Annotated in this window: 30 protein-coding genes and 1 tRNA gene; 24 read left to right on the top strand and 7 right to left on the bottom strand. The window is 62.1% G+C overall.

All coding sequences use genetic code 11. The annotated features are described in order from the left end of the window. The first annotated feature begins 100 nt into the window (after positions 1 to 100). The 7 genes from nrdR to EOA13_RS00600 all read left to right on the top strand — a co-directional run bounded on the left by nrdR (position 101) and on the right by EOA13_RS00600 (position 4,838). Complete coding sequence (nrdR, locus tag EOA13_RS00630) at positions 101 to 580, top strand: transcriptional regulator NrdR (RefSeq protein ID WP_023810227.1); 480 nt, start codon at positions 101 to 103, stop codon at positions 578 to 580. A gap of 2 nt (positions 581 to 582) precedes the next feature. Next, positions 583 to 1,698: a bifunctional diaminohydroxyphosphoribosylaminopyrimidine deaminase/5-amino-6-(5-phosphoribosylamino)uracil reductase RibD gene (gene ribD / locus EOA13_RS00625; RefSeq protein WP_127288830.1), complete on the top strand. Its 1,116-nt coding sequence runs from the start codon at positions 583 to 585 to the stop codon at positions 1,696 to 1,698. An 11-nt stretch (positions 1,699 to 1,709) separates the two neighbouring features. Further along, positions 1,710 to 2,327 carry a riboflavin synthase gene (locus EOA13_RS00620; protein ID WP_127288828.1) on the top strand — a complete coding sequence of 206 codons (618 nt, stop codon included), beginning with the start codon at positions 1,710 to 1,712 and terminating at the stop codon, positions 2,325 to 2,327. Next, a complete protein-coding gene (locus EOA13_RS00615; RefSeq protein WP_127288826.1) occupies positions 2,327 to 2,530 on the top strand; it encodes a DUF1778 domain-containing protein in 204 nt (67 codons plus the stop codon). Before EOA13_RS00620 ends, EOA13_RS00615 begins: the two co-directional genes overlap by 1 nt. A 108-nt stretch (positions 2,531 to 2,638) precedes the next feature. Then, positions 2,639 to 3,133, top strand: a complete 495-nt coding sequence (ribH, locus tag EOA13_RS00610; protein ID WP_013532245.1) for a 6,7-dimethyl-8-ribityllumazine synthase — start codon at positions 2,639 to 2,641, stop codon at positions 3,131 to 3,133. Beyond that, entirely contained in the window at positions 3,130 to 3,630 is a 501-nt protein-coding gene (nusB, locus tag EOA13_RS00605; protein ID WP_023810231.1) for a transcription antitermination factor NusB, read from the top strand. The genes ribH and nusB overlap by 4 nt, the downstream gene beginning before the upstream one ends. Next, positions 3,627 to 4,838, top strand: a complete 1,212-nt coding sequence (locus EOA13_RS00600; protein ID WP_127288824.1) for an MFS transporter — start codon at positions 3,627 to 3,629, stop codon at positions 4,836 to 4,838. Before nusB ends, EOA13_RS00600 begins: the two co-directional genes overlap by 4 nt. An 8-nt stretch (positions 4,839 to 4,846) precedes the next feature. Here the strand turns inward: EOA13_RS00600 and EOA13_RS00595 are convergent, their stop codons facing one another. Next, entirely contained in the window at positions 4,847 to 5,419 is a 573-nt protein-coding gene (locus EOA13_RS00595; RefSeq protein ID WP_127288822.1) for an NADPH-dependent FMN reductase, read from the bottom strand. Positions 5,420 to 5,624: 205 nt separating this feature from the next. On the opposite strand from EOA13_RS00595, the gene EOA13_RS00590 reads away from it, so the two are divergent. From EOA13_RS00590 to EOA13_RS00565, 5 genes are all read left to right on the top strand, one after another. Further along, positions 5,625 to 6,536 carry an ABC transporter substrate-binding protein gene (locus EOA13_RS00590; protein WP_127288820.1) on the top strand — a complete coding sequence of 304 codons (912 nt, stop codon included), beginning with the start codon at positions 5,625 to 5,627 and terminating at the stop codon, positions 6,534 to 6,536. 302 nt (positions 6,537 to 6,838) lie between these two features. After that, on the top strand, positions 6,839 to 8,002 hold the full coding sequence (locus EOA13_RS00580; RefSeq protein WP_127288816.1) for an ABC transporter permease: 1,164 nt from the start codon (positions 6,839 to 6,841) through the stop codon (positions 8,000 to 8,002). Then, on the top strand, positions 7,999 to 8,937 hold the full coding sequence (locus tag EOA13_RS00575) for an ABC transporter ATP-binding protein (protein ID WP_127288814.1): 939 nt from the start codon (positions 7,999 to 8,001) through the stop codon (positions 8,935 to 8,937). The genes EOA13_RS00580 and EOA13_RS00575 overlap by 4 nt, the downstream gene beginning before the upstream one ends. Continuing rightward, a complete protein-coding gene (locus EOA13_RS00570) occupies positions 8,934 to 9,683 on the top strand; it encodes an ABC transporter permease (RefSeq protein ID WP_127288812.1) in 750 nt (249 codons plus the stop codon). The genes EOA13_RS00575 and EOA13_RS00570 overlap by 4 nt, the downstream gene beginning before the upstream one ends. 239 nt (positions 9,684 to 9,922) lie before the next feature. After that, complete coding sequence (locus tag EOA13_RS00565) at positions 9,923 to 12,064, top strand: sodium-translocating pyrophosphatase (protein WP_127288810.1); 2,142 nt, start codon at positions 9,923 to 9,925, stop codon at positions 12,062 to 12,064. Positions 12,065 to 12,331: 267 nt separating this feature from the next. Here the strand turns inward: EOA13_RS00565 and EOA13_RS00560 are convergent, their stop codons facing one another. After that, positions 12,332 to 12,844, bottom strand: a complete 513-nt coding sequence (locus tag EOA13_RS00560; RefSeq protein ID WP_023810238.1) for an outer membrane protein assembly factor BamE — start codon at positions 12,842 to 12,844, stop codon at positions 12,332 to 12,334. Between the two features lie 114 nt (positions 12,845 to 12,958). Here EOA13_RS00560 and EOA13_RS00555 point away from each other — a divergent pair, with 114 nt between their 5' ends. The 7 genes from EOA13_RS00555 (at position 12,959) to EOA13_RS00525 (ending at position 17,703) form a co-directional block, all read left to right on the top strand. Beyond that, entirely contained in the window at positions 12,959 to 13,507 is a 549-nt protein-coding gene (locus EOA13_RS00555; RefSeq protein ID WP_127289391.1) for a ubiquinol-cytochrome C chaperone family protein, read from the top strand. Beyond that, positions 13,504 to 14,052 carry a DUF177 domain-containing protein gene (locus tag EOA13_RS00550; RefSeq protein WP_127288808.1) on the top strand — a complete coding sequence of 183 codons (549 nt, stop codon included), beginning with the start codon at positions 13,504 to 13,506 and terminating at the stop codon, positions 14,050 to 14,052. Before EOA13_RS00555 ends, EOA13_RS00550 begins: the two co-directional genes overlap by 4 nt. Positions 14,053 to 14,165: 113 nt before the next feature. Continuing rightward, complete coding sequence (gene plsX, locus EOA13_RS00545; RefSeq protein ID WP_127288806.1) at positions 14,166 to 15,236, top strand: phosphate acyltransferase PlsX; 1,071 nt, start codon at positions 14,166 to 14,168, stop codon at positions 15,234 to 15,236. 9 nt (positions 15,237 to 15,245) lie between these two features. After that, entirely contained in the window at positions 15,246 to 16,217 is a 972-nt protein-coding gene (locus EOA13_RS00540) for a beta-ketoacyl-ACP synthase III (RefSeq protein WP_023810242.1), read from the top strand. A gap of 103 nt (positions 16,218 to 16,320) precedes the next feature. Then, positions 16,321 to 16,644 (top strand): integration host factor subunit alpha, encoded by a 324-nt coding sequence (locus EOA13_RS00535; protein ID WP_013532231.1) that lies wholly within the window; start codon positions 16,321 to 16,323, stop codon positions 16,642 to 16,644. Positions 16,645 to 16,768: 124 nt separating this feature from the next. Then, positions 16,769 to 17,308 carry a MerR family transcriptional regulator gene (locus EOA13_RS00530; RefSeq protein ID WP_023810244.1) on the top strand — a complete coding sequence of 180 codons (540 nt, stop codon included), beginning with the start codon at positions 16,769 to 16,771 and terminating at the stop codon, positions 17,306 to 17,308. A 92-nt stretch (positions 17,309 to 17,400) separates the two neighbouring features. After that, the gene (locus tag EOA13_RS00525; protein WP_023810245.1) at positions 17,401 to 17,703 is read left to right on the top strand and encodes a hypothetical protein; all 303 of its coding nucleotides are present in this window, start codon (positions 17,401 to 17,403) and stop codon (positions 17,701 to 17,703) included. A 52-nt stretch (positions 17,704 to 17,755) separates the two neighbouring features. Here the strand turns inward: EOA13_RS00525 and EOA13_RS00520 are convergent, their stop codons facing one another. After that, positions 17,756 to 17,980, bottom strand: coding sequence for a hypothetical protein (locus EOA13_RS00520; protein ID WP_127288804.1), 225 nt, complete (start codon positions 17,978 to 17,980; stop codon positions 17,756 to 17,758). Between the two features lie 491 nt (positions 17,981 to 18,471). Beyond that, a complete protein-coding gene (locus EOA13_RS00510; protein ID WP_127288800.1) occupies positions 18,472 to 19,086 on the bottom strand; it encodes a hypothetical protein in 615 nt (204 codons plus the stop codon). Positions 19,087 to 19,370: 284 nt separating this feature from the next. Here EOA13_RS00510 and EOA13_RS39530 point away from each other — a divergent pair, with 284 nt between their 5' ends. Then, a complete protein-coding gene (locus EOA13_RS39530; RefSeq protein ID WP_127289389.1) occupies positions 19,371 to 19,655 on the top strand; it encodes a helix-turn-helix transcriptional regulator in 285 nt (94 codons plus the stop codon). A gap of 187 nt (positions 19,656 to 19,842) precedes the next feature. Then, positions 19,843 to 20,304, top strand: coding sequence for a YbaK/EbsC family protein (locus EOA13_RS00500; RefSeq protein ID WP_127288798.1), 462 nt, complete (start codon positions 19,843 to 19,845; stop codon positions 20,302 to 20,304). Positions 20,305 to 20,434: 130 nt separating this feature from the next. On the opposite strand, the gene EOA13_RS00495 is transcribed toward EOA13_RS00500, so the two are convergent. Beyond that, positions 20,435 to 20,511: transfer RNA gene (locus EOA13_RS00495), tRNA-Pro, on the bottom strand. 277 nt (positions 20,512 to 20,788) lie between these two features. Between EOA13_RS00495 and EOA13_RS00490 the strand changes: the two genes are divergently transcribed. Beyond that, a complete protein-coding gene (locus EOA13_RS00490) occupies positions 20,789 to 21,247 on the top strand; it encodes an XRE family transcriptional regulator (protein WP_245490275.1) in 459 nt (152 codons plus the stop codon). Positions 21,248 to 21,520: 273 nt separating this feature from the next. Further along, positions 21,521 to 21,835, top strand: coding sequence for a hypothetical protein (locus EOA13_RS00480; protein WP_127288794.1), 315 nt, complete (start codon positions 21,521 to 21,523; stop codon positions 21,833 to 21,835). Positions 21,836 to 21,923: 88 nt separating this feature from the next. On the opposite strand, the gene EOA13_RS00475 is transcribed toward EOA13_RS00480, so the two are convergent. Together EOA13_RS00475 and EOA13_RS00470 are read right to left on the bottom strand one after the other, a co-directional pair. Then, positions 21,924 to 22,361, bottom strand: coding sequence for a hypothetical protein (locus EOA13_RS00475; protein WP_127288792.1), 438 nt, complete (start codon positions 22,359 to 22,361; stop codon positions 21,924 to 21,926). 96 nt (positions 22,362 to 22,457) lie between these two features. Continuing rightward, on the bottom strand, positions 22,458 to 23,015 hold the full coding sequence (locus EOA13_RS00470) for a hypothetical protein (RefSeq protein ID WP_127288790.1): 558 nt from the start codon (positions 23,013 to 23,015) through the stop codon (positions 22,458 to 22,460). A gap of 292 nt (positions 23,016 to 23,307) precedes the next feature. Here EOA13_RS00470 and EOA13_RS00465 point away from each other — a divergent pair, with 292 nt between their 5' ends. After that, the gene (locus EOA13_RS00465) at positions 23,308 to 24,171 is read left to right on the top strand and encodes a restriction endonuclease (protein ID WP_245490274.1); all 864 of its coding nucleotides are present in this window, start codon (positions 23,308 to 23,310) and stop codon (positions 24,169 to 24,171) included. The last annotated feature ends 8 nt before the right edge of the window (positions 24,172 to 24,179 follow it).

Below are 24,179 nucleotides of genomic sequence, written 5' to 3'. Positions count from 1 at the left end.
GGGGCTCTGAAGGGCGAGGGGCCGTTGGCGACACTTTGCCATCGCTGCAAAAACCTCTAAGCCTTTCGCTTCACCAGATTCGCCAACCAAAGGCTTCTCCATGCGCTGTCCCTATTGCCAGTCGGAAGATACGCAGGTGAAGGATTCGCGCCCCGCCGAGGATGGCGCGGCGATCCGCAGGCGACGCGTCTGCCCCGATTGCGGCGGTCGCTTCACCACCTTCGAGCGCGTGCAGTTGCGCGACCTCGTCGTGGTCAAGAAATCGGGCCGCAAAGTACCCTTCGACCGCGACAAGCTGCTGCGTTCGGTGGAGATCGCCGTGCGCAAACGCAATGTCGATCCCGAGCGCATCGACCGCGCTGTGACCGGCATCGTGCGCCAGCTCGAAAGTTCCGGCGAGACCGAAGTGGCCTCCGGCGAGGTCGGCCGGCTGGTCATGGAAGCGCTGAAATCGCTCGACGATGTCGCCTATGTCCGCTTCGCCTCGGTCTACCGCAATTTTCGCGAGGCCAAGGATTTCCACGAATTGCTGGGCGAACTCAAGGGCGACGAAATCAAGGGTGAAGAGGAAGCCAGCTGAGCATGACTGCAAGCGAACAGGCCGCCCTTGATCGCCGCTTCATGGCGGCGGCACTCAGACTGTCGCGAAAAAATGCCGGGCGCACCGCGACCAACCCCTCCGTCGGCACGCTGATCGTACGCGATGACGGCAACGGCCCGATGATCGTCGGCACCGGCGTCACTGCTGTCGGCGGCCGCCCGCATGCCGAGACCGAGGCCTTGGCCGAGGCCGGCGACCTCGCGCGCGGCGCCACCGCTTACGTCACGCTGGAGCCTTGCGCCCATCACGGCCGCACGCCGCCTTGCGCCAATGCGCTGGTCAATGCCGGTGTCGCACGCGTCGTCGGTGCGGCCAGCGATCCCGATTCGCGCGTATCCGGCAAGGGTTACGCGATCCTGCGTGCCGCCGGTGTCGAGGTGGTCGAGAAGGTGTTGGCCGAGCAAGCCGCCGAGCAGATGGCCGGCTATTTGATCCGATCATTGAGAAAACGCCCAGAAGTGATTCTCAAGCTTGCGCTTTCCAGCGACGGCAAGATCGGCAGGGAAGGCGGTGGGCAGGTGTCGATCACCGGAGATATCGCGCGCCGCGAAGTGTATCTGATGCGGGCCGAGGCGGATGGCATACTGGTTGGTATCGGGACGGCCCTTGAGGATGATCCAGCCCTGACGGTGCGTTTGCCGGGGCTGGAGAACCGTTCGCCTGCCCGCATCGTGCTCGACCGCCAGATCCGGTTGCCGGAGGCCTCGAAGCTGGTTTCGGGCGTCGACCGGGTGCCGCTCTATGTCGCCGCCTGCCTGGAGGCCGATCCGCTGCGGCGGGCAGCGCTCGAACGCGCTGGCGTCCGCTTCATAGGCACCGAGACTCATGAGGGCGGCATCGCGCTGCCGGAACTGCTCGAGGACCTGGCCGCGCTCGGCATGGGCAGCGTGCTGGTCGAGGGCGGCGCCAAGGTGGCGAGCGCCTTCCTGGCCGATGGGCTGGTCGACCGCATTGTGCTGTTCCAGGGGCCGGAAGCGATCGGCGACGACGGCATTGCATCGCCGATCGACGCCGACCATATCCCGGCAGGATTTCGCAAGCTGCGCGACATGCGTTTCGGCGAAGACAGCTACGCCGAGTGGATAAGAGACCTCTAGGATCAACACCGATGTTTACCGGAATTGTCACCGATGTCGGCACTGTCGCTTCCGTCAAGCCGCTGAGGGAAGGGGTGGGGTTGCGTATCGACACCGCCTATGACCCTGAGAACATCGCCATCGGCGCCTCGATCTCCTGCGGCGGTGTTTGCCTGACAGTCACTGCCTTGCCCGACAGCGGCTCGAACGCGCGCTGGTTCGAGGTCGAGGCTTGGGAAGAGGCGCTCAGGCTGACGACGGCCTCGGGCTGGAAATCCGGCACCAAGGTCAATCTGGAACGTGCGCTGAAGATCGGCGACGAACTCGGCGGCCACATCGTTTCGGGCCATGTCGACGGCATGGCCGAGATCGTCGAGCGCAAGGATGAGGGCGACGCTGTGCGCTTCACGCTGGAGGCGCCGCGCGACCTGGCGAAGTTCATCGCGCCCAAGGGCTCCGTCGCGCTCGACGGCACCTCGCTCACCGTCAACAAGGTCGAAGGCACGCGCTTCGACGTACTTTTGATCCACCATTCGCTGACCGTGACGACCTGGGGCGAGCGCAAGGTCGGCGACCGCGTCAATCTCGAGATCGACACCATGGCCCGCTATGCGGCGCGGCTGGTGGAGGCAGCGAAAGAGGGGCTTTGATGACCAAGAACAGAGTCAATTCCACGCAGGCAAAAAAGCCGATGCGTGAGACGCAGGCCGATGTGAACACCGAAGAGGACTCGCGGTTTGATCTGTCTATCAACGACAGCAGAATCTTCGTTGAAGCCTTGATCAATCCGCGATCGGTGAACGATCGTCTGCGCGATACGGTGCGTCGCTACCGTCACGTTACAGGCATCTGAACACTGGAAACCCAACAAGTTCTGCGGACCTTCGACGCCACCGACAATCTTCCGCTTGCGGTCAAACCGGCTTCGGCCTAAGTCACCGGCAACTCCCCGGAGACTTTTATGGCTGGTACATCCCAACACGGCAAAGCCTTCATTCGTCCGAAGGCGAAGGCGCATCTGCTCATTGTCGAAGCGCGCTTTCACGACGACCTTGCCGACGCGCTGCTCGATGGCGCGACAAGCGCGCTCGATGAAGCGGGCGCGACTTATGATGTCGTCACCGTTCCAGGTTCGCTCGAAATCCCCGCGGTGATCACCTTTGCACTGGACGGCGCGACGGAAGGCGGCACACATTATGATGGCTTTGTCGCGCTCGGCACCGTCGTCCGCGGAGACACCTATCATTTCGACATTGTCGCCAATGAATCCAGCCGCGCGCTCATGGATTTGAGCGTGCAGGACTCGGTCTGCATAGGCAATGGCATCCTCACCACCGAGAATGACGCCCAGGCCTGGACTCGCGCCAAGCGCTCGGAAGGCGACAAGGGCGGCTTTGCCGCGCGTGCGGCGCTGACCATGATTGCCCTCAAGGAACAACTGGGAGCGCGATCGTGAGCGAACCCGCTTCGCCCGGCCAGCCCTCGGTGCGCCACGCCAACAAACGCGGCGCTGCCCGTCTGGCCGCCGTGCAGGCGCTCTATCAGATGGATGTCGCCGGCAGTGGCGTCTTCGAGATCACCGCCGAATACGAGGCCTTTCGTCTCGGCAAGGAAGTCGACGGCGCGCTCTACCGCGAGGCCGATGCGCAATGGTTTCGCGCTATTCTGGCGGGTGTCGTCGAGAACCAGAAGACCATCGATCCGATCATCCGCCAGGCGCTGACCGAGGACTGGCCATTGTCGCGGCTCGATTCGACGCTGCGTGCCATTCTGCGTGCCGGCGTCTACGAGTTGATGAAGCGCGAGGATGTCCCCGTCGCGGTCATCGTCTCCGAATATGTCGACATCGCCAAGGCCTTCTACGAGGAGGACGAGCCGAAGCTGGTCAACGCCGTGCTCGACCGCGTGTCACGCCGGGTGCGTGGCGAAGGGCGCGGCAAGGACGCATCATGACGGCCATCGCCTTCGAGGCTGGTCAGGAGGCGCGCCGCACCGCTTTGATCCTCGCCGCCTCGCAGGCGATCATCGGCTCGGCGGCCCCCATCGCCATCTCCGTGGGGGCGCTGGCCGGGCAATATCTGCTTGGTCCCGACAAATCATTGGCGACAGCGCCGATCACCGGCTTCAACATCGGCGTGGCGCTCGGCGCGCTGCCTGCGGCGGCTATCATCCGTAGTATGGGCCAGCGCGGCGGTTTCATGACCGGCACGATCGTCACGGCGCTCGGTGGCCTGATCGCCACGCTAGCGCTTTTTCAAGGCAGCTTCTGGCTGTTTGCCTTTGGCTTGCTCACGATCGGTGTCGGCGGCGCCTTCGTCCAGCAGTTCCGCTTCGCCGCCGCCGACAACGCACCGCCTGAATTCAAGGCGCGCGCCATCTCCTTCGTGCTGGCCGGCGGCATCGTCACCGCCATCCTCGGACCGCAGATCGTCATCTTCACCCGCGAATTGCTTGCGCCGGTCATGTTTGCCGGTTCGTTCGTCTCCATCCTGCCGCTGGCAGCGGTCGGCGCCATCATCCTGTCGTTCCTGCGGCTGCCGGCGAAAGCATCCGGCAAGGTGGAGATCGCCGACAGCGACGCCAGGCCGCTGGCTGAAATCGTCACGCAGCCGCGTTTCGTCGCCGCGCTTTTCTGCGCGGTTGGCAGCTATGCGCTGATGAGCTTCGTCATGACGGGCGCACCGCTGGCCATGGTCGGTTGCGGCCTGTCGGAGAACGACGCGACGCTCGGCATCTCCTGGCACGTCATGGCGATGTTCGCGCCAAGCTTCTTCACCGGCTCGCTGATCCATCGCTTCGGCGCCGAACGCATCGTGGCCACCGGCCTGATCCTGCTCATCGGCTGCGCCATTGTCGCTCTGTCGGGCTTGGCGCTGTGGCAGTTCTGGACGTCGCTGATCCTGCTAGGCCTTGGCTGGAACTTCGGCTTCATTGGCGCGACCGCGATGGTGGCCGCCACCTACCGGCCGTCGGAAAAGGGCAAGGTGCAAGGCTTCCACGACTTCGTCCTGTTCGGCTCCGTCGCCTGCGCCTCGCTGATGTCGGGCATGGTCTACAACGCCTGGGGCTGGGAGATGCTGAACTGGATAGTCTTTCCGGTCACCGTCCTGTGCTTCGTGGCGCTCGGCGCGCTCAAGCTGACGAGCGCGCGCCCGGTTTGACGCCAAGCCTATGCATCCGGCGGCAACACCTGAAGCACCCGCGCTATGAACATGTGGAACTCAGCCATGTAGTTGCGTAGGAAGTCCTCGGTGGATTCGACCGTCACTTCGCCGTCGGCCGTTATCAGTCCCGGCGTGAACTGGATATAAGCTTCCGGCGCATTCATCTGGGGTGAGTTGCAGAAGCTCAGAACGCTGCGCAGGCTTTGTTGAGCGACAGCGGTTGCGATGGCGCCCGGCGATGTTCCGATGACGGCGGACGGTTTGCGCGCGAATGAATTCTTTCCATAGGGGCGGCTGGCCCAATCGATCGCGTTCTTTAATCCGCCAGGGATCGAGCGATTGTACTCCGGGGTAACGAACAGGACGGCCTGAACGGAAGCGATCGCCTTTTTGAAATCCCGGGCGACCGGTGGGAAATCCGCATCATAATCGTAGCTGTAGAGAGGCAGATCCCTGAAGGCGATTTCCGTCATTTCCAGTTCCGGAGGAGCCAGTTGCACGAGCGCCTTCGCGAGCTTGCGGTTGATGGATTCCCGGGCGAGACTTCCGATGAGGTAACCGACTTTGTGTATGGCCATGACACGCTCTCCGTGTTTGCCACCCGCACCCTCATTGCATTATCCGCCAGATGGCGGCAGATCGCCAGCGCCGCCTCGAAAACGGCCTTTGGAACAAAAATATTGCGCTGGTCCCCCTTGTTATGAAACCGTGTGCCCCGACTGGCCGTTGAAGCCATGCTCATATGCGGTCATTGCGTTTCGGTTCATAGCAAGGGGTTTCACGATGTTTTCAGTCAAGTTTCTCGCCAGCGCCGCATTGGCGCTCGGCGTCACGGTGGCTTCCGCCAATGCCCAGGTGGTTGTCTCTTCCAAGATCGACACCGAGGGCGGCGTGCTCGGCAACATCATCCAGCTCGTCCTCAACGCCAACAACATCAAGACATCCGACCGCATCCAGCTCGGTGGCACGCCGGTGGTGCGCAAGGCGATCACCGCCGGCGAAATCGACATCTATCCCGAATACACCGGCAACGCCGCTTTCTTCTTCGAGAAGGCCGACGACCCCGTCTGGAAAGACGCCGCCAAGGCCTATGAAACGGCCAAGAAGCTCGACTACGACGCCAACAAGATCGTCTGGCTGTCGCCGTCGCCCGCCAACAACACCTGGGCGATCGCGCTGCGCAAGGAAGTCGCCGACACCAACAAGCTCGCCACGCTCACCGATTTCGGCAAATATGTCGCGGGCGGCGGTCAGGTGGTGCTGGCGGCTTCCGCCGAGTTCGTCAATTCGGCGGCTGCGCTGCCGGCCTTCCAGACCACCTATGGCTTCACGCTGAAACCGGACCAACTGATCACCCTCTCGGGCGGCGACACGGCGGCAACCATCGCCGCGGCCGCCAACCAGACCAACGGCGCCAATGCGGCCATGGTCTACGGCACCGATGGCGGCATCGCACCGTCCGGGCTCGTCGTGCTCGACGACGACAAGGGCGTGCAGCCGGTCTACCAGCCGGCGCCGATCATCCGCGAAGCGGTGCTGAAGGAACATCCCGAGATCGAGACGCTGCTGAAGCCGGTCTTCGCCAAGCTCGACCTCGTCACGCTGCAGGAACTGAACGGTCGCGTGCAGGTCGGCGGCGAGCCGGTCAAGGGCGTCGCTGAGGACTTTTTGAAGAAGAACGGGTTTTTGAAGTAGTCAGTGACACCGGTGCAAGGCACCCCCCTCTGGAAGCTGCTGATCTCCCCCCTTGCGGGGGAGATGTCCGGCAGGACAGAGGGGGGTGCTGTCCCGCCGACCTCTCAACCCGTCAAAGGTGCGTGCCTCGACAGGGTTGCTTCTGAACAAGCCGACACCCGAAAGTTGGCGATCCTTCACACCCCCCTCTGGCCTGCCGGCCATCTCCCCCGCAAGGGGGGAGATCGGATATCGCGTCGGTTTTCGCCAATCCCCAAAGAAAGCTGCGCGATGTGGCAAATCGCCCCTCATGAGGGGCAACCATGACTCCCCGCTTCGACAAGCTCGGCGTGGTCATCGCCGCGATATCAGCCTATGCGGCCTGCGCCGCGCCCTTTGCCACGTTCCGTGCCAACCGCATCGTCCCCGGCCAGGCGCGCTCGATTATCGAGGCGCTGCCGGCAACGACCGGGACGCTGCTGCTCGCCATCATTGTCGCCGCAGCACTCATCGCGCTGTTCAAGACACCACTTGTGCTGCGCCTTGCCGCCAGCGTGATGGCGCTTGCCGCGCTCGCGCTGCTGATCGGTGTCGCCGGAACATTTCTCACACCGGCGGGCAACACCTTCGCCAGAGTTTCGCCAGCCTCCGGTTTCTGGATTCTGATCTTTGCCTTCACGCTTTTGCTCGCCGACGTGCTGACAAGGCTGAACCTGTCGCCATTGGCGCGGGTTGGCGTGCTTGTGGTCGCGGCTTTGGCGATCGGGCTGCTGTTGATTTCGGGAAGCTGGGACAATCTGTCGATCCTGAAGGAATATTTCAACCGCGCCGACAGTTTCTGGGCGGAGGGCTCCAAGCATGTGACGCTGGCGCTCGGTTCGCTGGCCGCCGCGGTGATCGTCGGCCTGCCGCTCGGCATCCTGTGCCATCGCGTCGAAAATCTGCGGGCCGGGGTTCTCAACGTGCTCAACATCATCCAGACCATTCCCTCGATCGCGCTGTTCGGCCTGCTGATCGCGCCGCTCGGCTGGGTTGCCGCGCATGTGCCGGGGGCTGCCGCGCTCGGTATTCGCGGCATCGGCACCGCTCCCGCCTTCGTCGCGTTGTTCCTTTACTCGCTGCTGCCGGTGGTGGCCAACACCGTGGTCGGTCTCGCCGGCGTGCCGCGCGCGGCCAACGACGCGGCGCGCGGCATGGGCATGACCGACAGGCAGCGCCTGTTCGGCATCGAGTTTCCGCTGGCTTTTCCTGTCATCCTCACCGGTATCCGCATCGTTTTGGTGCAGAACATCGGCCTCGCCACCATTGCCGCGCTGATCGGCGGCGGCGGTTTCGGCGTGTTTGTCTTCCAGGGTGTGGGTCAGACGGCAATGGACCTTGTGCTGCTCGGCGCCGTGCCGACGGTCGCGCTCGCCTTTGCCGCCGCCATCATCCTCGATGCGGTGATCGAAATGACCGCCACCAAGCGCAGGGTTGAAACGGCATGATCGAGATCGAAGGCATCACCAAGCGCTATGACGCGACGACCGTGGTCGATGACGTGTCGATGGTCATCGAGCCGCGCACCATCGCCGTCATTGTCGGCACGTCCGGTTCCGGCAAGACGACGCTGCTGCGCATGATCAACCGGCTGGTCGAACCGACCTCGGGCATCATCAAGCTCGACGGCGCCGACAATCGTTCGCTGCCCGGCTACGAGTTGCGCCGGAGCATCGGCTACGCCATCCAGGGCCACGGCCTGTTTCCGCATCGCACGGTGGCACAGAACATTGCCACCGTGCCGGTGCTGCTTGGCTGGGACAAGGACCGTATCAAGGCCCGGGTCGACGAGCTGATGACGCTCTATCAGCTCGATCCCGAAGCCTTCGGGCCGCGCTATCCGCACGAACTGTCCGGCGGCCAGCAGCAGCGCGTCGGCGTTGCCCGCGCACTCGCCGCCGAGCCCAACGTGCTGTTGATGGACGAACCGTTCGGCGCCCTCGACCCGATCATCCGCACCAAGGCGCAGGAGGATCTGCTGGCGATCCAGAAGCGCTTCGGCACCACCATCATCCTCGTCACCCACGACATGGAAGAGGCCGTGCATATGGGCGACAAGATCGCGGTCATGGATGCCGGCAAGCTGGTGCAATACGCCAAGCCCGCCGAGATCCTGGCAAAGCCGGCAAGCGCCTTCGTCGAGACCCTGGTTGGCGCCAGCGAGCGGCCGTTCCGGTTGCTGTCGCTAGGCCGGGTCCGCGATGCCGTGGAGAAGGGCTCCGCCGAAGGCGAGGCGATCCCCGGCGATGCCAGCCAGCGCGACGCGCTGGCCGAATTGTTGTGGTCGGGTCGGCCGGCGCTGCCGGTCACAGGCACCGACGGCAAGCCGCTTGGCCGCGTGACCGTCGACGGGCTGGTGAAGCGCGCGGCGAGGCCGGCATGAAGGCCTGGCTTCCATCGCTGCTCAGGCTAGCCTTGGTGGTGCTGCTCGTTGCCTTCGTCACCAATCCGGGCTGGTTCGAGCCGCGGCTGAAGCCGCTGACCGAAAACAATGCGCCGGTGATCTACAACCAGGGCAGCCTGCTGACGCTGACCTTGCTGCATTTACGCACGGTTCTGATCGCCACCGTGGCCGCAACCATCGTCGCCGTGGCGCTTGCCATCCTGGTCACCAGGCCGGCCGGCGCCGAATTCCTGCCGCTATCGCGCAGCCTGGTCAACATCGGTCAGACCTTTCCGCCGGTGGCGGTGCTGGCACTCTCCGTGCCGGCCGTCGGCTTCGGCGAGAAGCCGACGCTGATCGCGCTGTTTCTCTACGGCCTGCTGCCGATTTTCGAAAATGCGCTGACCGGCCTGACGACGCTGCCGGCCAATGTCGTCGAGGCGGCGCGCGGCGCCGGCATGACCGGTTGGCAAAGGCTCACCAAGGTCGAGCTGCCGCTCAGCGCCCCGATCATTCTCGGCGGCATCAGGCTGTCGGTGGTGATCAGCCTTGCCACCGCGACCATCGGTTCGACCGTGGCAGCCAAAACGCTGGGCGAAGTGATCATCGCCGGGCTGTTGTCCAACAATCTCGCCTTCATCCTGCAGGGCGGCCTGATCGTGGCAGCCCTAGCCGTGCTGATCTATGACGGTCTGTCGGCGATCGAGCGCTACACGGCGCGCCGCATGGGCCGGGAAGCCGAGTAGCGGCGTCCTGCGTCAAGGCCAATTTCAATCGATCTAATAGGAGGGTGCTAACGGCAGCCGCCGCTTGGCCCCAACCATTTAGGCGAAAGCCGGGCAAAAACCGAACAATATCTTGACGTTCGCAGCCCTGTTTCGCATACACCGCTGCGAAGAGGCGGATTCCGTGCTCGGAATCCGGTCTTTGTCTCAACGGCCCAGGGAGGGGTTCTTTTGGGCCATCAATCGAGGAAAATCCGGCAATGACAATTATTTCCGCCGTCATCGCCTGCGGCCTGCTTTCAATCCTTTACGCCATCTGGGCGACACGTTCGGTCCTTGCGGCCGATCAGGGCAATGCACGCATGCAGGAAATCTCCGCGGCCATCCGCGAGGGCGCACAGGCCTATCTGGCGCGTCAGTACACCACCATCGCCATCGTTGGCGTCGTCGTCCTCTTGCTCGCCTGGTGGCTGCTGTCCATCACCGCCGCGATCGGCTTCCTGATCGGTGCGGTGCTTTCAGGCGCCGCCGGCTTCATCGGCATGCATGTCTCCGTTCGCGCGAATGTTCGTACGGCGCAGGCCGCATCGAACAGCCTCGCTGCCGGCCTCGACATCGCGTTCAAATCGGGCGCCATCACCGGCATGCTGGTTGCTGGCCTGGCCTTGCTCGGCGTTTCGATCTACTACCTCATCCTGACCCACTTCATGGGCCTCCAGCCCAATGACCGCATCGTCATCGACTCGCTGGTCTCGCTCGGCTTTGGCGCATCGCTGATCTCGATCTTCGCCCGTCTCGGCGGCGGCATCTTTACCAAGGGCGCCGACGTCGGCGGCGATCTCGTCGGCAAGGTCGAAGCCGGTATTCCCGAAGACGATCCGCGCAACCCGGCCACCATCGCCGACAATGTCGGCGACAATGTCGGCGACTGCGCCGGCATGGCCGCTGACCTGTTCGAAACCTATGCGGTGACCGTTGTCGCCACCATGGTTCTGGCTGCCATCTTCTTTGGCGGTACCGCCGTTCTGGGTGCAGCCATGCTTTATCCGCTCGCTATCTGCGGCGCCTGCATCCTGACCTCGATCGTAGGCACCTTCTTCGTCAAGCTCGGTTCCAACGGCTCGATCATGGGCGCACTCTACAAGGGCCTGATCGTCACCGGCCTGCTATCCATCGTCGGCCTCGGCGTCGCCACCCATGTCACCCTCGGCTGGGGTGAGATCGGCACCGTCGCCGGCATGGTCATCACCGGCAAGAACCTATTCATATGCGGCCTGATCGGCCTCGTGGTGACCGGTCTCATCGTGGTCATTACCGAATACTACACCGGCACCAACAAGCGCCCGGTCAACTCTATCGCCCAGGCGTCGGTCACCGGTCACGGCACCAACGTCATCCAGGGCCTTGCGGTCTCGCTGGAATCGACGGCGCTGCCGGCGATCGTCATCGTCGGCGGCATCATCTCGACCTATCAGCTTGCCGGCCTCTTCGGCACGGCGATCGCGGTCACGACGATGCTCGGTCTTGCCGGCATCATCGTTGCGCTCGACGCCTTCGGCCCGGTCACCGACAATGCCGGCGGCATTGCCGAAATGGCCGGCCTGCCCAAGGAAGTGCGCCAGTCCACCGACGCGCTCGACGCGGTCGGCAACACCACCAAGGCGGTGACCAAGGGCTACGCCATCGGTTCGGCCGGTCTCGGCGCACTGGTGCTGTTTGCCGCCTACTCGAACGACCTGAAGTTCTTTGCCGCCAATGGCGACAAATATCCCTACTTCCAGGGCATTGGCGAGATCTCTTTCGATCTCTCCAACCCCTACGTCGTCGCTGGCCTGATCTTCGGCGGTCTGATCCCATATCTGTTCGGCGGCATCGCCATGACGGCCGTCGGCCGTGCGGCGGGCGCCATCGTCGAGGAGGTGCGCAAGCAGTTCCGCGAGGATCCGGGCATCATGGCCGGCACCTCGAAGCCGAACTACGCACGCGCGGTCGACCTTCTGACCAAGGCGGCAATCAGGGAAATGATCATCCCGTCGCTGCTGCCGGTGCTGGCGCCGCTCGTGGTCTATTTCGGCGTGCTGCTGATCTCGGGCTCGAAGGCGTCCGCTTTTGCCGCCCTTGGTGCCTCGCTGCTCGGCGTCATCGTCAATGGCTTGTTCGTCGCCATCTCGATGACCTCTGGCGGCGGTGCCTGGGACAACGCCAAGAAGTCCTTCGAAGACGGCTTTGTCGACAAGGACGGCATCAAGCATCTCAAGGGTTCCGAGGCGCACAAGGCTTCGGTGACCGGCGACACGGTCGGCGATCCCTACAAGGACACCGCCGGTCCGGCCGTCAACCCGGCGATCAAGATTACCAACATCGTCGCGCTCTTGCTGCTGGCCGTGCTCGCGCACGGCTGATCAAAAGCATCCACTCGAAAACAGAACCCGCGGGAGCGATCCCGCGGGTTTTTTGTTGAAGCGATGACAACGTCGACCCTTCAGCGCTTCGCTCGCCTGGGTCCTCCAGTGCGTGGTGTGCAAGCATCTCATCCAAGCTCGGCTCGCGTTTCCTTGGCCACGGCCACACCCGGTGAACGATCCCCATAACAAAAACCCGCAGGATCGCTCCCGCGGGTTTTTGGTCGCCTGAGATGAAGAGGCTTCCGGAATGGAAGCCGAAAGGAATTAGACGCCGCCGCCCGGAATGCTGGGTGCCAGCTTGCTGGCACCGTTGATGATCTGGCTGAGGAAGTTCTGGTCCTTGCCGCCGGTCGGTGTGGTGCGCGAGATGAAGTCGAACATCTTGCCGTCTTTCATCCCGTAATTGGCGATCTGGGTGACGCGGCCATCGGCGCCGAAATAGACCGCCAGCACATGCTGGTCAATCAGCCGTGGCTTGTCGAAGGCGACGTAGCGCTTGCGCGTCTGCGAAATGTAATAGAAGGCCTCGTTGTCGAAGGTCGCGGTCGTCGACGGTGTTCCGAGCGCCAGAAGCACCTGCTCGCGGCTCGAACCGACCGGCACCAGGTCGATTGCCTGCTGGTCTATGACGTAACCTTGCGTCAGCGTCTCACTTGGGCTGAGGTCGCCGATCATCTTGGAGGTGTGGCAGGCGGACAGTGCCGAAACGATCATCAGCAGCGAGATCGCGCCGGCGGGCCTGGACGAGAAGGTCGACTTGAAATTCAGCGCGCGCAACAACAACTCCATTAGCTGGCCGCAACTTGCGCTGGGCCGCGAAACCGGTAAACCAGCTTGCTTGCCGATGCAACAAGCCCACTTCAACAAACGGTCCCCAGGAGACCATCCCCAATGTTCCAGCGCTTTTTTGGCCGCGAACGCTACGCCAACCGCGCTATCACCGAGGCGCTTTACGCACAAATCGTGGCGGCGGCGCGGCAGACCGTGTTTTATTCCCACTGGAATGTGCCGGACACGCCGCTTGGCCGTTTCGAGATGCTGTCGCTGCACATGTTCCTGTTCCAGCACAGGTTGCGCGGGAAGGGCGGTGCGGCGCAAGAGGTCGCCCAGGTGCTGATCGACGAGTTCTTCCTCGACGTCGACCATTCGTTGCGGGAATTGGGCATTGGCGACGTGGGCGTGCCCAAACGCATGAAAAAGCTGGCAAAGATGTTTTATGGCCGAACCGCTGCCTATGACGATGCCCTGGAAAGAAACGACCATGAAGGGCTGACCGCGGCTCTTGCCCGCAATGTCCGGCCCGACGCGGGCGCCTGGCTGGAAGCATCGCTGCTGGCCAACTATGTTACCGACGCGCGCAGTCATCTGGCCGCGCAGACATCCGAATCGATTGTCTCCGGCACGCTGACCTTTCCCGCCGCCAAGGAGGTTGAACAATGAAGCATGTTGACCCGCAAAGCCCGGTCTCTTTCCGCGCCAACATCACGCGCCTGCCGCAGAAGGGCCTGCCGCTGGTTATCGAGGCCGACGCCGCACAGCGTGCGGCGCTGGCCGAGGAACACGGGCTGATTTCGGTCGAATCCTATCGCGCCGAGCTCCTGGTCGCGTCGTGGAAGCGCAATGGCGTGAAGATAAGCGGTCGCGTCGAAGCCGACATCACCCAGGCCTGCATCGTCACGCTCGAGCCTGTCGAAGCGCATATCGACGAACCGGTCGAAGCGCTGCTGCTGCCCGAGGATTCCAAGCTTGGACGGCAGGGTTTCGATGGTGGCGGCGAGATCCTGCTCGACGCGGAAGGCCCTGACAGTCCAGAGACATTTTCCGGTGACACGATCGATGTCGGGGCAATCGCCGAACAGTATTTCGGGCTCGCCATCGACCCCTATCCGCGCAAGCAGGGCGCATCGCTCAACGCCGGCAGCGAGACCGAACCGGCGGAGAATGAATTTCAGCAAAAACTGCGATCCTTGCTGGGAAAATCCTGAAAAGCTCGCCCGCAACGGAAAAGTCGGTTGTGCGGCAGCCCAAAACCGTTATTTTCGCCGAACCTTCGCGGTCGCTAAAGCGACCTGCCGCCTAACCGTGAGATAAATACCGCGTGATCAGGATTTCCATCGATGCCATGGGCGGCGATCACGGACCAGCCGTGGTCATTCCAGCGCTCATGACCGTCGCGACCCGTCGTCCCGACATCCGTTTCGTCATTTACGGGCGTGAGGAGGTCGTGCGCCCGGAACTCGCCAAATTTCCCAAGCTCGCCGAGATCAGTGAATTCTTCCATTGCGAAATTGCGGTCAGGATGGATGACAAGCCGAGCCAGGCGCTGCGCCATGGCCGCTGGAAGTCATCGATGTGGAAGGCCGTCGAAGCGGTCAAGGCCGGCACCGCCGACGCCTGCATTTCCGCCGGCAACACCGGTGCGCTGATGGCGATGTCGAAATTTTGCCTGCGGACCATGGCCACCATCGATCGCCCGGCGATCGCAGCCCTTTGGCCGACATTGCGCGGCGAAAGCGTGGTGCTGGACGTCGGCGCGACCATTGGGGCCGATGCGCAACAGCTCATTGATTTTGCCATTCTCGGCACCGGCATGGCGCGCTCGGTCTTCGGCATAGCCCGGCCCAGCGTCGGCTTGCTCAATGTCGGCGTCGAGGAGATCAAGGGCCAGGAAGAGGTCAAGGAGGCCGGGCGCATGCTGCGCGAAGCCAACATGGCCTCGATGAACTATCACGGTTTCGTCGAGGGTGACGACATCGGCAAGGGCGTGGTCGACGTCGTCGTCACCGAAGGCTTTGCCGGCAACATCGCGCTGAAGACGGCGGAAGGCACGGTGCGCCAGATCGGTGGCTATCTGCGCGCGGCGATGAGACGGACTCTGATGGCCAGGATCGGCTATATCTTCGCCAAGGGCGCCTTCGATCGCCTGCGCGAAAAAATGGATGTCGGCCGCTCCAATGGCGGCGTTTTCCTGGGGCTGAGCGGCATCGTCGTCAAAAGCCATGGCGGTGCTGATTCTGACGGGTTCGCCGCCGCGATCGAACTCGGCTATGACATGGTCCGCAACAATCTCCTCGACCGCATCGAGGCCGATCTGGACCTGTTTCATGCGCGCAACCCGCGTGCCCTGTCATCTAGGAAATCCGACGTCGTCACCGACGCAAAGGAATAGGAAAGAACTTTGATCAGATCAGTCGTGCGCGGCACGGGCGCCGCGCTGCCCCGCCGAATCATGAAGAATGCCGATTTCGAAGGCATGGTCGAGACCTCTGACGAGTGGATCGCCCAGCGTACCGGTATTCGCCAGCGACATATCGCTGGTGACGACGAGACCACGGCTTCGCTCGGGGAAGCAGCGGCACGTGCCGCACTTGCCAATGCGGGCCTCACGCCCGCCGACATCGATCTGATCGTGCTGGCGACCTCGACGCCCAACAACACATTCCCGGCCACCGCCGTCGAGATCCAGAACCGGCTCGGCATGCATCACGGCTTTGCCTTCGACTTGCAGGCGGTCTGTTCGGGCTTCGTCTATGCCGTGACCACCGCCGATCTCTACATCCGCGGCGGCCTGGCCAAGCGTGTCCTGGTGATCGGTTCGGAAACATTCTCGCGCATCCTCGACTGGAGCGACCGCTCGACCTGTGTGCTGTTCGGCGACGGCGCCGGCGCCATGATTCTGGAAGCAGGCGAGGGGGCGGGCACGATCGCCGACCATGGCGTTCTGGCGGCCAGCCTGCGCTCCGATGGCACGCACAAGGACAAGCTTTTCGTCGACGGCGGGCCGTCGACCACGGGTACGGTCGGCCACCTCCGGATGGAGGGCCGCGAAGTCTTCAAGCACGCGGTCGGCATGATCACCGACGTCATCGAGGCGACGTTCGCGCAAGCCGGTATCTCGGCCGATGATCTCGACTGGTTCGTGCCCCACCAGGCCAATAAACGAATTATTGACGCTTCCGCCAAGAAGCTCGGGATAGCTGAGCAAAAGGTGGTGGTTACGGTCGATTTGCACGGTAACACCTCGGCTGCTTCCGTGCCGTTGGCGCTGTCGGTGGCCGTCGCCGACGGCCGCATCAAGAAGGGCGATCTCGTCCTCCTGGAAGCGATGGGTGGCGGCTTCACCTGGGGCGCTGTCCTGGTTCGCTGGTAAGTGCCGAACGGTCCAGTTTCGGTCCTTGACCTTGACGGATCAATTACTTAGGCTCTGCCGTTGTTGTGCCGAATTTTATGTTTTGAGCTGATGGGACGGTCGCATGGGGGGAAAGACACTTACGCGCGCCGACCTTGCCGAGGCAGTTTACCGGAAGGTCGGCCTGTCGCGCACTGAATCGGCCGAGCTCGTCGAAGCGGTGCTGGATGAAATCTGCGAAGCCATCGTGCGCGGCGAAACGGTGAAGCTGTCGTCCTTCGCGACATTCCACGTCCGCTCCAAGAACGAACGCATCGGCCGCAATCCCAAGACCGGCGAGGAAGTGCCGATCCTGCCGCGTCGGGTGATGACCTTCAAGTCGTCGAATGTGCTGAAGAGCCGTATCTTGCGCTCCCATCAGAGCGGCAAGGCCAAAAGCGGCAAGTAGTCCATTGCGCGGTTGAAAACTGCCGCCGCCATGACGCCGGGCTTGAATATTGCTTGATAAACCGCTGAAATAAGCCCCGATTCGGCAGGTAGGCCGGATCATCGTCCAGCGTGAGGATTCGCCCATGGACAAGAGCCCCGACGCCTTTCGTACCATCAGCGAGGTCGCCGAAGATCTCGATCTGCCGCAGCATGTGCTGCGCTTCTGGGAAACGCGTTTCAACCAGATCAAGCCGATGAAGCGCGGCGGCGGCCGTCGTTACTACCGGCCGCAGGATGTCGAGCTGATCAAGGGCATCCGCCACATGCTCTACGACCAGGGCTACACCATCAAGGGCGTGCAGAAGCTGTTGCGCGAGAACGGCAACCATTTCCTGGTTGCCATCGGCAATGGCGACATGGCCGCCGTCGAGGCGATCTCGCAGCGGAGGCAGGCTGACCAAGTGCCGCTGACGCCGGCGGCCCAGCCGCGTGGCATGGACGACGAACTGGTCGGCCAGCCGCGGGTGAAGCCCAGCCGCCGCTTTTTCGGCCTGGGCAAGAGCGACGAGGACGGTCCGGTGCAGCCGGATGCATCGAAACTCTCGCGCGACAACAGGGCCTTGCTGCAGGAGGCGCTGTTCGACCTCCTGGAATGCAAGCGCCTGCTTGACCAGGTGCGCTGACCGCGGCCCGACGCGACGTCGATAGTTCGAAAACCGGAACCCGTCTTCCGGTGAGACGTTACGCTTCCTTCTGCAAGTGAAGGAAACATACCATGGCATCATTTTCGACCCTCTCGGACATCGATCTCGACAGGCAGGTCGCGGTTCTCAGCAAGGAACTGGCCAGCTTGAAGAGGGCTGTGGCGAAGCGAGGCGGCGCCTACTACGAGGACGGTCGCGATGCCGCGCTCGACACCTATTCCGATCTTGCCGGGCGCCTGCGCGACGCCATGCCGGCAATCCGCAAACAGGGCAGGGTGATCGAGAGGTCGGCCCGCGACCATCCGGCGGCTGCCGCGGCGGTCGGCCTTGTGGTGCTCGGTCTTGTCGCCAGTCTGCTGTTCAGCCGGCGCTGAATTCTAAAACCCAAATCCCACAGATACGAGCAAGAAGAAGTGACGGCTCGCCCTAAGGTGATCCGTCATTTTCCTCGCGATCGGCCATGTCTGTTGTCGCTCCGGCATCTGGCGAGGAGCGTGTCGGCATAGAGGCGCCCAACACCTCTGTGTCGCCGGCGCAGGAATGCGGATTGGTCAAGCCGCCAGAGCCGCTCGATTCGCCGGTGAACGCCGGATTGGTGGTGGTGCCATAGCCAGCGCCGGGATAGACGACGATCTCACCGGCGTCGCGCATTGGATTTGCGTGAATTGTCGATCCGCGATCGAGCCTCCCGGGGCGGAGTAGCCGGCCTTGGACAGGAAGCCAAGGCCGGTCTTCTCGGTGGCGGTCTGCGGAGCTTAGGCCTTGTTTCCGATCACATGGTGGTGGTGGCGGTGATGATGGTGGTGGCGGACATGGTGGCGATGATGATGGTGGTGACGATGATGCTTTGCCATCGGGGCGGCATCCGCACTCGTCGCACCGATGACGGGCACCGTGAACGCCAATGCAACTGCAAGCCCGAGGGCCGAGAGGAGGGACTTCTTCATGGATCGTTTCCTTTTGTTTCGCGGGCGTATGGATCGGGGCGATAGCCCGGCCGCCGCGAATGGAATTACGCGCCTGAATTTTTTCGTCAGTATTTCCCGATTGTAGAATTTTGTTTCTGGACTGTTTCTGCCCAATTCAGCCTCCCGCCACCATGCACGGCAAGATCGAGAGGCGGCCATTGGCCGCCTGTTCCACTACATCGGCGGCACGACGCCGTTGTTTCCGACCACGATGCGGCTGGCGCTCAGCGCGCCGTCACTGCCCCGCTCAGCGGTGACGAAGACCGTCGCACCCGGCTTGAGGTCGGTCGGCGTCGCCGGCGCGAAGGTCACGACGGGCGTGGTGTCGGGGATCGAAATCTTCTTGGTCTGGCCATTGTCATAGGTCAGCGTGACCGATCGCCCGCTTATGTCGGTAACGTCGGCGACTGTGCCGTTGGTCATCCGGCTGTTTGGCTGCAGGTCCCAGGGGCGGTCACCCTCGCCAGTGCCTTTCAGCGCGGCCGGAAAGACCACCACCTCCAGGGCGCCACTGCCGCCATCGGCTTTCGAAACGGAGGCAATGCCGAGGAAATCGCCCTGCTTGATGTCTTTTGCCGAGGCGTTGGCGACGCCCGAGATCTTCCAGCCAGCCTTGAGCTTGATCGCGTCGGTATCGCCCTGGCGGGTTTTCACGGTGAGCAGCGTGGGCTCAAAACTGACCACCGTGCCGCGCACACGCAGCGCGTCTGCGGCTTGGGCGGCGTCCGCGCCGGTGAGGGAAAGGCTGGAAATCGTGCCGAGCACGACCATGACTGTCTTCAAGTTCATTGCAAAAAATCCTTCCGGGAACGAGCTGGCTGGAACCGGATGGTTTCACGCCAGCGACCCGGAGATAACGAATGGGCGCGGCGAAACTGCCGGCAAAAGCCCGATCAGGCCTTCAAAACAACTTGATCGCGACGTGTGCGCGAGAGGACCGCGCCAAGCACCTGGTTCACGATCCCGTGACGGCCCTTTTGGCTCTTGGCAAATCGCCGGCGAGAGGGCATCTTCCCGACCGTCTCAGGCAACACTCCTCATTTGATCAAACTCTTTCAGTCATGGAGTTGCCAATGCCCCATAATGCGAAAAGCGAACCCCACTCCGAACCGGCAACCAACGGGAGCGGGCCAGATTACAACACCCTCAGAGCGATGCGGGAGACCCGCGGTTACAGCGTGGAAGAGCTCTCCCTGACATGCGGCCTGGCGGTGGACGAAATTGAGGATATCGAAAGCGGCAGAGTGACCGACCCGTCGAAGCTGCGTCGTATTGTGTCCGCGCTTCACCTTCCCCAGGAGGCTCTGATCACCTCGGCTGCGCCGACGCCGGCGGCGCAAGGTCGATCGCTGGCGTAGATCCGCACCACGCATTCCAGAGAACCCGCCAAGGCCCCTTGGCGGGTTTCTTTGTACCTGCCGCAGCGCTTTGCTTCAGCCTGGCACTTGCCGATCTGTCTATCGCACGTGCCTATGCGTGCCGCGGCCCTGGCTGCTGGACCGTAATCCGCCCTCCACAACGTTTTTGAACCGTCGGTTTTTCGATATGAGCCTGGAATCCGTTCGTGCCTTCTTCGCCACCCATGCGCCCGACATCCATGTCATCGTCACGCAGGCGAGCTCGGCGACGGTGACCCTGGCGGCCGAGGCGCATGGCGTGCTGCCGGCACAGATCGCCAAGACGATCTGCCTGCGCGTCGGCGACCGCACCATGCTGGTGGTGACCAGCGGCATCGCCAGGCTGGACAACCGCAAGTTCAAGGACCAGTTCGGCGGCAAGCCGCGCATGCTCGACGCCGCGGAAGTTGTCGAAGCGACCAGCCACCCGGTCGGCGGTGTCTGCCCGTTCGGCCTGCCGGCGCCGCTGCCGGTCTATTGCGACGTATCGCTGCGCGAATTCGAAGAGGTGGTGCCTGCGGCAGGCGCCACCAATGCCGCGGTGCGGATTAGCCCGCAGCGCATGGTTGAGATTGTCGGCGCTGAGTGGGTGGATGTGTGCCAGGGGTAGGGCAGGCCCACCCCGGAGTTCAGGCAGGATGATACAGGACACGTTCTGGGGTTTTGCCCAGATCTGAGATTTGGCCGGACTGACCGGGGTATCTGGAAAGGCGGACTTCGGGGGCAAGTCCTGCTTTAAATGGTCGGAGTGGCCGGATTCGAACCGACGACCCCTTGACCCCCAGTCAAGTGCGCTACCGGGCTGCGCTACACTCCGGACCGCGCAAAGCCCTATATTCTCAAGGGTTGGAGTGCAAGAGCCCAATCGGACAAAAACCACGAAACTGGAACAAACGGTGTCCCGGTGTGCCTTTGGTGACCAAAAGTCACACCGAAAATCACACCGGAAGTTCTGGATATGTTCCTGTCTCTCAGTGAACTTGCTAACCAAGCAGTTGGCCATAGCCGGACGATCGGCGTCCTTGAAACTGATGCGTCGCAACCCTCTGAGTCCTGTATAGACCCCACGAAGTCCCCAACAGGCCGTCGCTATAATGAAATTAGCAGCGCATCGAAGCTGCGATTTCAGAGGAAAAGTGACGATGAGTAACCGCTCCGGCAAGCCTTACGCAGGCACCAGGCTCGCAAAGTATCTTGAAAAGCGTGTCCTCGAACTGAGGCCGAAGAAGACCCAGATTGCGATTGCTGTCGAAGCGGGATTCGTCAACCCCAACATGCTTGCCATGATCAAGGCCGGCACCGCCAAGCTGCCGCTCGACAGGGTGTCGGCTCTGGCTACTGCCCTTGAGTGTGATCCCGTGATGCTCTTCCAGTTGGCGATCGAGCAGCTCGGTGGTGACACCACAGAGCTAGCCGTCAGGCAGATTTTTGGGACCCTGGTGACCGAGAACGAAGTGGCATGGCTGGAGGAAATCCGCCGTGCGTCGGACCGCACCAATCCGAGCCTTACCTCGAAGGCTCGGTCGGCCATTCGGGGAGTCTTCGGCAAATGAAGGATCAGCCGGATTTATCTGAGAGCTCGCGTCGCAACGCTCATCTTTATCGCCGAGAGATCACGTCCAACGAACGCTTCTGGTTGGAGACGATCAGGCTGGCATCCTGGGATTCGGATCCGGCACCCACTCTCGATCGGGTGCAGAAGCTTCGAATGATCTTCCAGACCCGAACTTAACGCCAGACGAGTGTCCTCGGCCGCTGCCGGCAGCGTATCAGGCGTTGCGTGATCAACCTGCTGCGTTGTCGAACACCTCAACTCGGACCATATCATGCAAGACGAAAACGGCTTCGATCCCCGTTGGACCGGTAAGTCCATTCCCAAGAAGCACTGGCATTTTCATCAGCAGCTCTTGGCACGATACGGCATCATTCTCGCTCCTGGTGAGTTCTCCCAGATGCTCAATGATATCGAGACCGGTCGCGCAACGGTTATCGAACGCAGGTCAGCCTCCAAGGTCGTATACATGATCCGGAACACTCGCTTGTGGGAGCGGTATTTCGTGCTTGTGACGAACGGCTACGTCGTGACCGCTCTTCCGCCCAGCAAGCGCTTCAAGAAGCTGCGGCGGGAGTTACCGGGCTAGATTGGGACATGCCGCGACACGCCTGTCCTTTCACAAGGCTCCGGCTGAGCGGCCTACAGATTCTCCCAACGATCGTCGGGATATCTGGTCAGCCGCCTACGGACGCTTCTTTTGGAAGTTCTCCGACCATCCACATCAGAACCTGAAGGTAGCGCGCGCGAATGTCTGGAGCCGCCAGGGCCGACAATGGGATTCGTATGTCTCCATTGAGATTGGCCATCTGAAACTCGAAGCCGGCCGAGTGCATGCGATCGACAAGCTCTTGGCGTTTCTCTTCACTTGCAAAGCCAGGCGCATAGACCAGATAGCTCAGCGAGATCGAAGCTTTCCCATTAGGGACGAGGAAGAACGGATAACGGGTGCTCCCCTTCACCTTGAGTCGGGTTCCAACCGAGGGGTTTTGGGCTTGCGTTACAAAGGTATCGAGGCCGAGCTGGCGTGCGTGTTCGATCAAATCGATGGCTGTTGCTCGGGAGGCCGCTCCGTGCTTGGCTTCCAATCGGTCGAGCCATTCGGCCTCGTTCAACACGACAGCAGACTGGGTCTTGGCAATCTTAGTTTCCGCATTCTGGGTTCGGCCGAGAACTCGCGTCGATAGCAGGCGCCCAGCAGGGCTCAAGTGTTACCGAATCTCGACCGCATAGACCTCCGCGTCGCGCATTTGCCGTGCGAGAAACTCCACGATGCGCAGCAGCTCCGGAGGCATGTCGTCAACCACAAAGATCATGCGTATTCGACCGTTGCGCAGATTGTCTTCGACACGTGGCCAGTAAGCCTCGGCATCTACGCCGTCGCCGAAGAGCTTCTGCAGGGTCTCGATCGAATCGCTGCTCAAGTCGGCGTGAGTTTTCGCAAATGACGTCTGGAGATCGCCGATGGCCCAATACGAAGGTCCGTTGGCGGCGTAGTCGAACATCTGCCCGATCACCTCGCGCCGGCTTCTCGTATCGCTGCGACGCTTGACCTCGACAAGCGTCGGGATCGCGTCCTGGTCGAGATTGAGGTGGTCAAGCGACCATCGCGCTGACCCACCTTCGCCGTCAGGCACCTCGACCTCTCGCGCAACAAGTGCCCAGCGACGTGTCTCCTCACCAGCGAATTGATCGCCGGCAAGGACTTCCGGGTGGCTTTCAAGGAGCGACTGGATAGCGTCCTCGTTCTCGTAGGGCGCTGCTTTCATCTCTGTGATCTTGTTGTGATTGTCGATGTGAAACAGTGAGGTGCGCATAGAGTTCTCTTATTGCAAACGTTCAGAGCGGAGGGATACATAGAAGCGGCTGGTAGAGAAGCCGGATGCGCACGGATTGACGGGACTCCGGCGGCTCGGACAAGTTGGACTAGCTAACGCGCTGTTTTGCTAAGGCAATATTCTTTAGTAGTCTCTTCTGCGTTACTATACAGCCTCATCGAGTTTCTGATATCGATTCGCTTAAGGCAATTGCACCTAACAGTCTCGATATATTTTGGATCCTGTGACCAACATCCGTGCGATCGACATGATGGTTCTCGACGATGTCTTCGACATGGGTGGCGGGTATGTCCTGAATTTTTCCGACCGCACATTCGCGCAATTCTTCGCCGAAGAGCTTAACATTGACATCGATGATCCAATCTATGCGCGCACTGGCGGCTCCAAGGGTAAGCGCCTGCGCTGCTTCCTTCAAACCGTGGATAAGCCCACCGTCGTGCGAACACTGCGGGCACTATGGGAATATAGAGAGGCGCTGCGACAGCGAGCGGGGCAACCCGACAAGATCCAGAACGCGCATGGTCGGCTTCTTGAAGTGATCAATCGCGTTCAAGGTCGGTCGGACAATGCTGCTGCGACCGTCCGGATCGCCTTCGACCGACCGAAGCTTGCCAAGATCAAAAGTGAACTTGTCACCTTATCATCGCTTGCCCCACAGGCTCGAGGCTATGCGTTCGAGAATTTTCTCAAGAACCTGTTCGATGCCCATGGCCTCGCTGCGCAGGAGCCATTCCGCCTGAAGGGCGAACAGATCGATGGCAGCTTCCAGTTCGGAAATGAGACCTACCTAGTCGAGGCCAAATGGCATGGACACCCCATGGGGGTCGCCGAGCTACATACCTTCCACGGCAAGATCGAACAGAAAGCCGCGTGGACGCGCGGCCTCTTCGTGAGTAACAGCGGCTTCACCGAAGACGGCCTGGTGGCCTTTGGCCGAGGCAAGCGTGTCATCTGCATGGACGGCTACGACCTTTATGAGATGCTCGACCGCGAAATCCCCCTCAACCACGTCCTGGAGCGCAAAGTGCGCCGAGCCGCCGAAACCGGCTCGCCCTTTATCCGTGTCCGCGACCTCTTTCCTCACTGACCCGAGGG

Origin of the sequence: Mesorhizobium sp. M7A.F.Ca.US.011.01.1.1, assembly GCF_003998295.1 — a bacterium.
Lineage (GTDB): Bacteria > Pseudomonadota > Alphaproteobacteria > Rhizobiales > Rhizobiaceae > Mesorhizobium.
The sequence above is the reverse complement of the archived record's forward strand: the minus strand, read 5'-3'. Positions and strand labels throughout refer to the sequence as shown.

Bases quoted from the DNA above. Each gene is read 5' to 3' on its own strand.
- EOA13_RS00600 (WP_127288824.1), top strand. From the start codon at position 3,627: ATGACGGCCATCGCCTTCGAGGCTGGTCAGGAGGCGCGCCGCACCGCT.
- EOA13_RS00615 (WP_127288826.1), top strand. From the start codon at position 2,327: ATGACCAAGAACAGAGTCAATTCCACGCAGGCAAAAAAGCCGATGCGT.
- EOA13_RS00510 (WP_127288800.1), bottom strand. From the start codon at position 19,086: ATGAACTTGAAGACAGTCATGGTCGTGCTCGGCACGATTTCCAGCCTT.
- EOA13_RS39530 (WP_127289389.1), top strand. From the start codon at position 19,371: ATGCCCCATAATGCGAAAAGCGAACCCCACTCCGAACCGGCAACCAAC.
- EOA13_RS00620 (WP_127288828.1), top strand. From the start codon at position 1,710: ATGTTTACCGGAATTGTCACCGATGTCGGCACTGTCGCTTCCGTCAAG.
- ribD (WP_127288830.1), top strand. From the start codon at position 583: ATGACTGCAAGCGAACAGGCCGCCCTTGATCGCCGCTTCATGGCGGCG.
- EOA13_RS00530 (WP_023810244.1), top strand. From the start codon at position 16,769: ATGGACAAGAGCCCCGACGCCTTTCGTACCATCAGCGAGGTCGCCGAA.
- EOA13_RS00565 (WP_127288810.1), top strand. From the start codon at position 9,923: ATGACAATTATTTCCGCCGTCATCGCCTGCGGCCTGCTTTCAATCCTT.
- EOA13_RS00595 (WP_127288822.1), bottom strand. From the start codon at position 5,419: ATGGCCATACACAAAGTCGGTTACCTCATCGGAAGTCTCGCCCGGGAA.
- EOA13_RS00500 (WP_127288798.1), top strand. From the start codon at position 19,843: ATGAGCCTGGAATCCGTTCGTGCCTTCTTCGCCACCCATGCGCCCGAC.
- EOA13_RS00590 (WP_127288820.1), top strand. From the start codon at position 5,625: ATGTTTTCAGTCAAGTTTCTCGCCAGCGCCGCATTGGCGCTCGGCGTC.
- EOA13_RS00570 (WP_127288812.1), top strand. From the start codon at position 8,934: ATGAAGGCCTGGCTTCCATCGCTGCTCAGGCTAGCCTTGGTGGTGCTG.
- EOA13_RS00580 (WP_127288816.1), top strand. From the start codon at position 6,839: ATGACTCCCCGCTTCGACAAGCTCGGCGTGGTCATCGCCGCGATATCA.
- EOA13_RS00490 (WP_245490275.1), top strand. From the start codon at position 20,789: ATGAAATTAGCAGCGCATCGAAGCTGCGATTTCAGAGGAAAAGTGACG.
- EOA13_RS00535 (WP_013532231.1), top strand. From the start codon at position 16,321: ATGGGGGGAAAGACACTTACGCGCGCCGACCTTGCCGAGGCAGTTTAC.
- EOA13_RS00470 (WP_127288790.1), bottom strand. From the start codon at position 23,015: ATGAAAGCAGCGCCCTACGAGAACGAGGACGCTATCCAGTCGCTCCTT.
- EOA13_RS00480 (WP_127288794.1), top strand. From the start codon at position 21,521: ATGCAAGACGAAAACGGCTTCGATCCCCGTTGGACCGGTAAGTCCATT.
- ribH (WP_013532245.1), top strand. From the start codon at position 2,639: ATGGCTGGTACATCCCAACACGGCAAAGCCTTCATTCGTCCGAAGGCG.
- EOA13_RS00575 (WP_127288814.1), top strand. From the start codon at position 7,999: ATGATCGAGATCGAAGGCATCACCAAGCGCTATGACGCGACGACCGTG.
- nrdR (WP_023810227.1), top strand. From the start codon at position 101: ATGCGCTGTCCCTATTGCCAGTCGGAAGATACGCAGGTGAAGGATTCG.
- EOA13_RS00550 (WP_127288808.1), top strand. From the start codon at position 13,504: ATGAAGCATGTTGACCCGCAAAGCCCGGTCTCTTTCCGCGCCAACATC.
- EOA13_RS00525 (WP_023810245.1), top strand. From the start codon at position 17,401: ATGGCATCATTTTCGACCCTCTCGGACATCGATCTCGACAGGCAGGTC.
- EOA13_RS00555 (WP_127289391.1), top strand. From the start codon at position 12,959: ATGTTCCAGCGCTTTTTTGGCCGCGAACGCTACGCCAACCGCGCTATC.
- EOA13_RS00520 (WP_127288804.1), bottom strand. From the start codon at position 17,980: ATGCGCGACGCCGGTGAGATCGTCGTCTATCCCGGCGCTGGCTATGGC.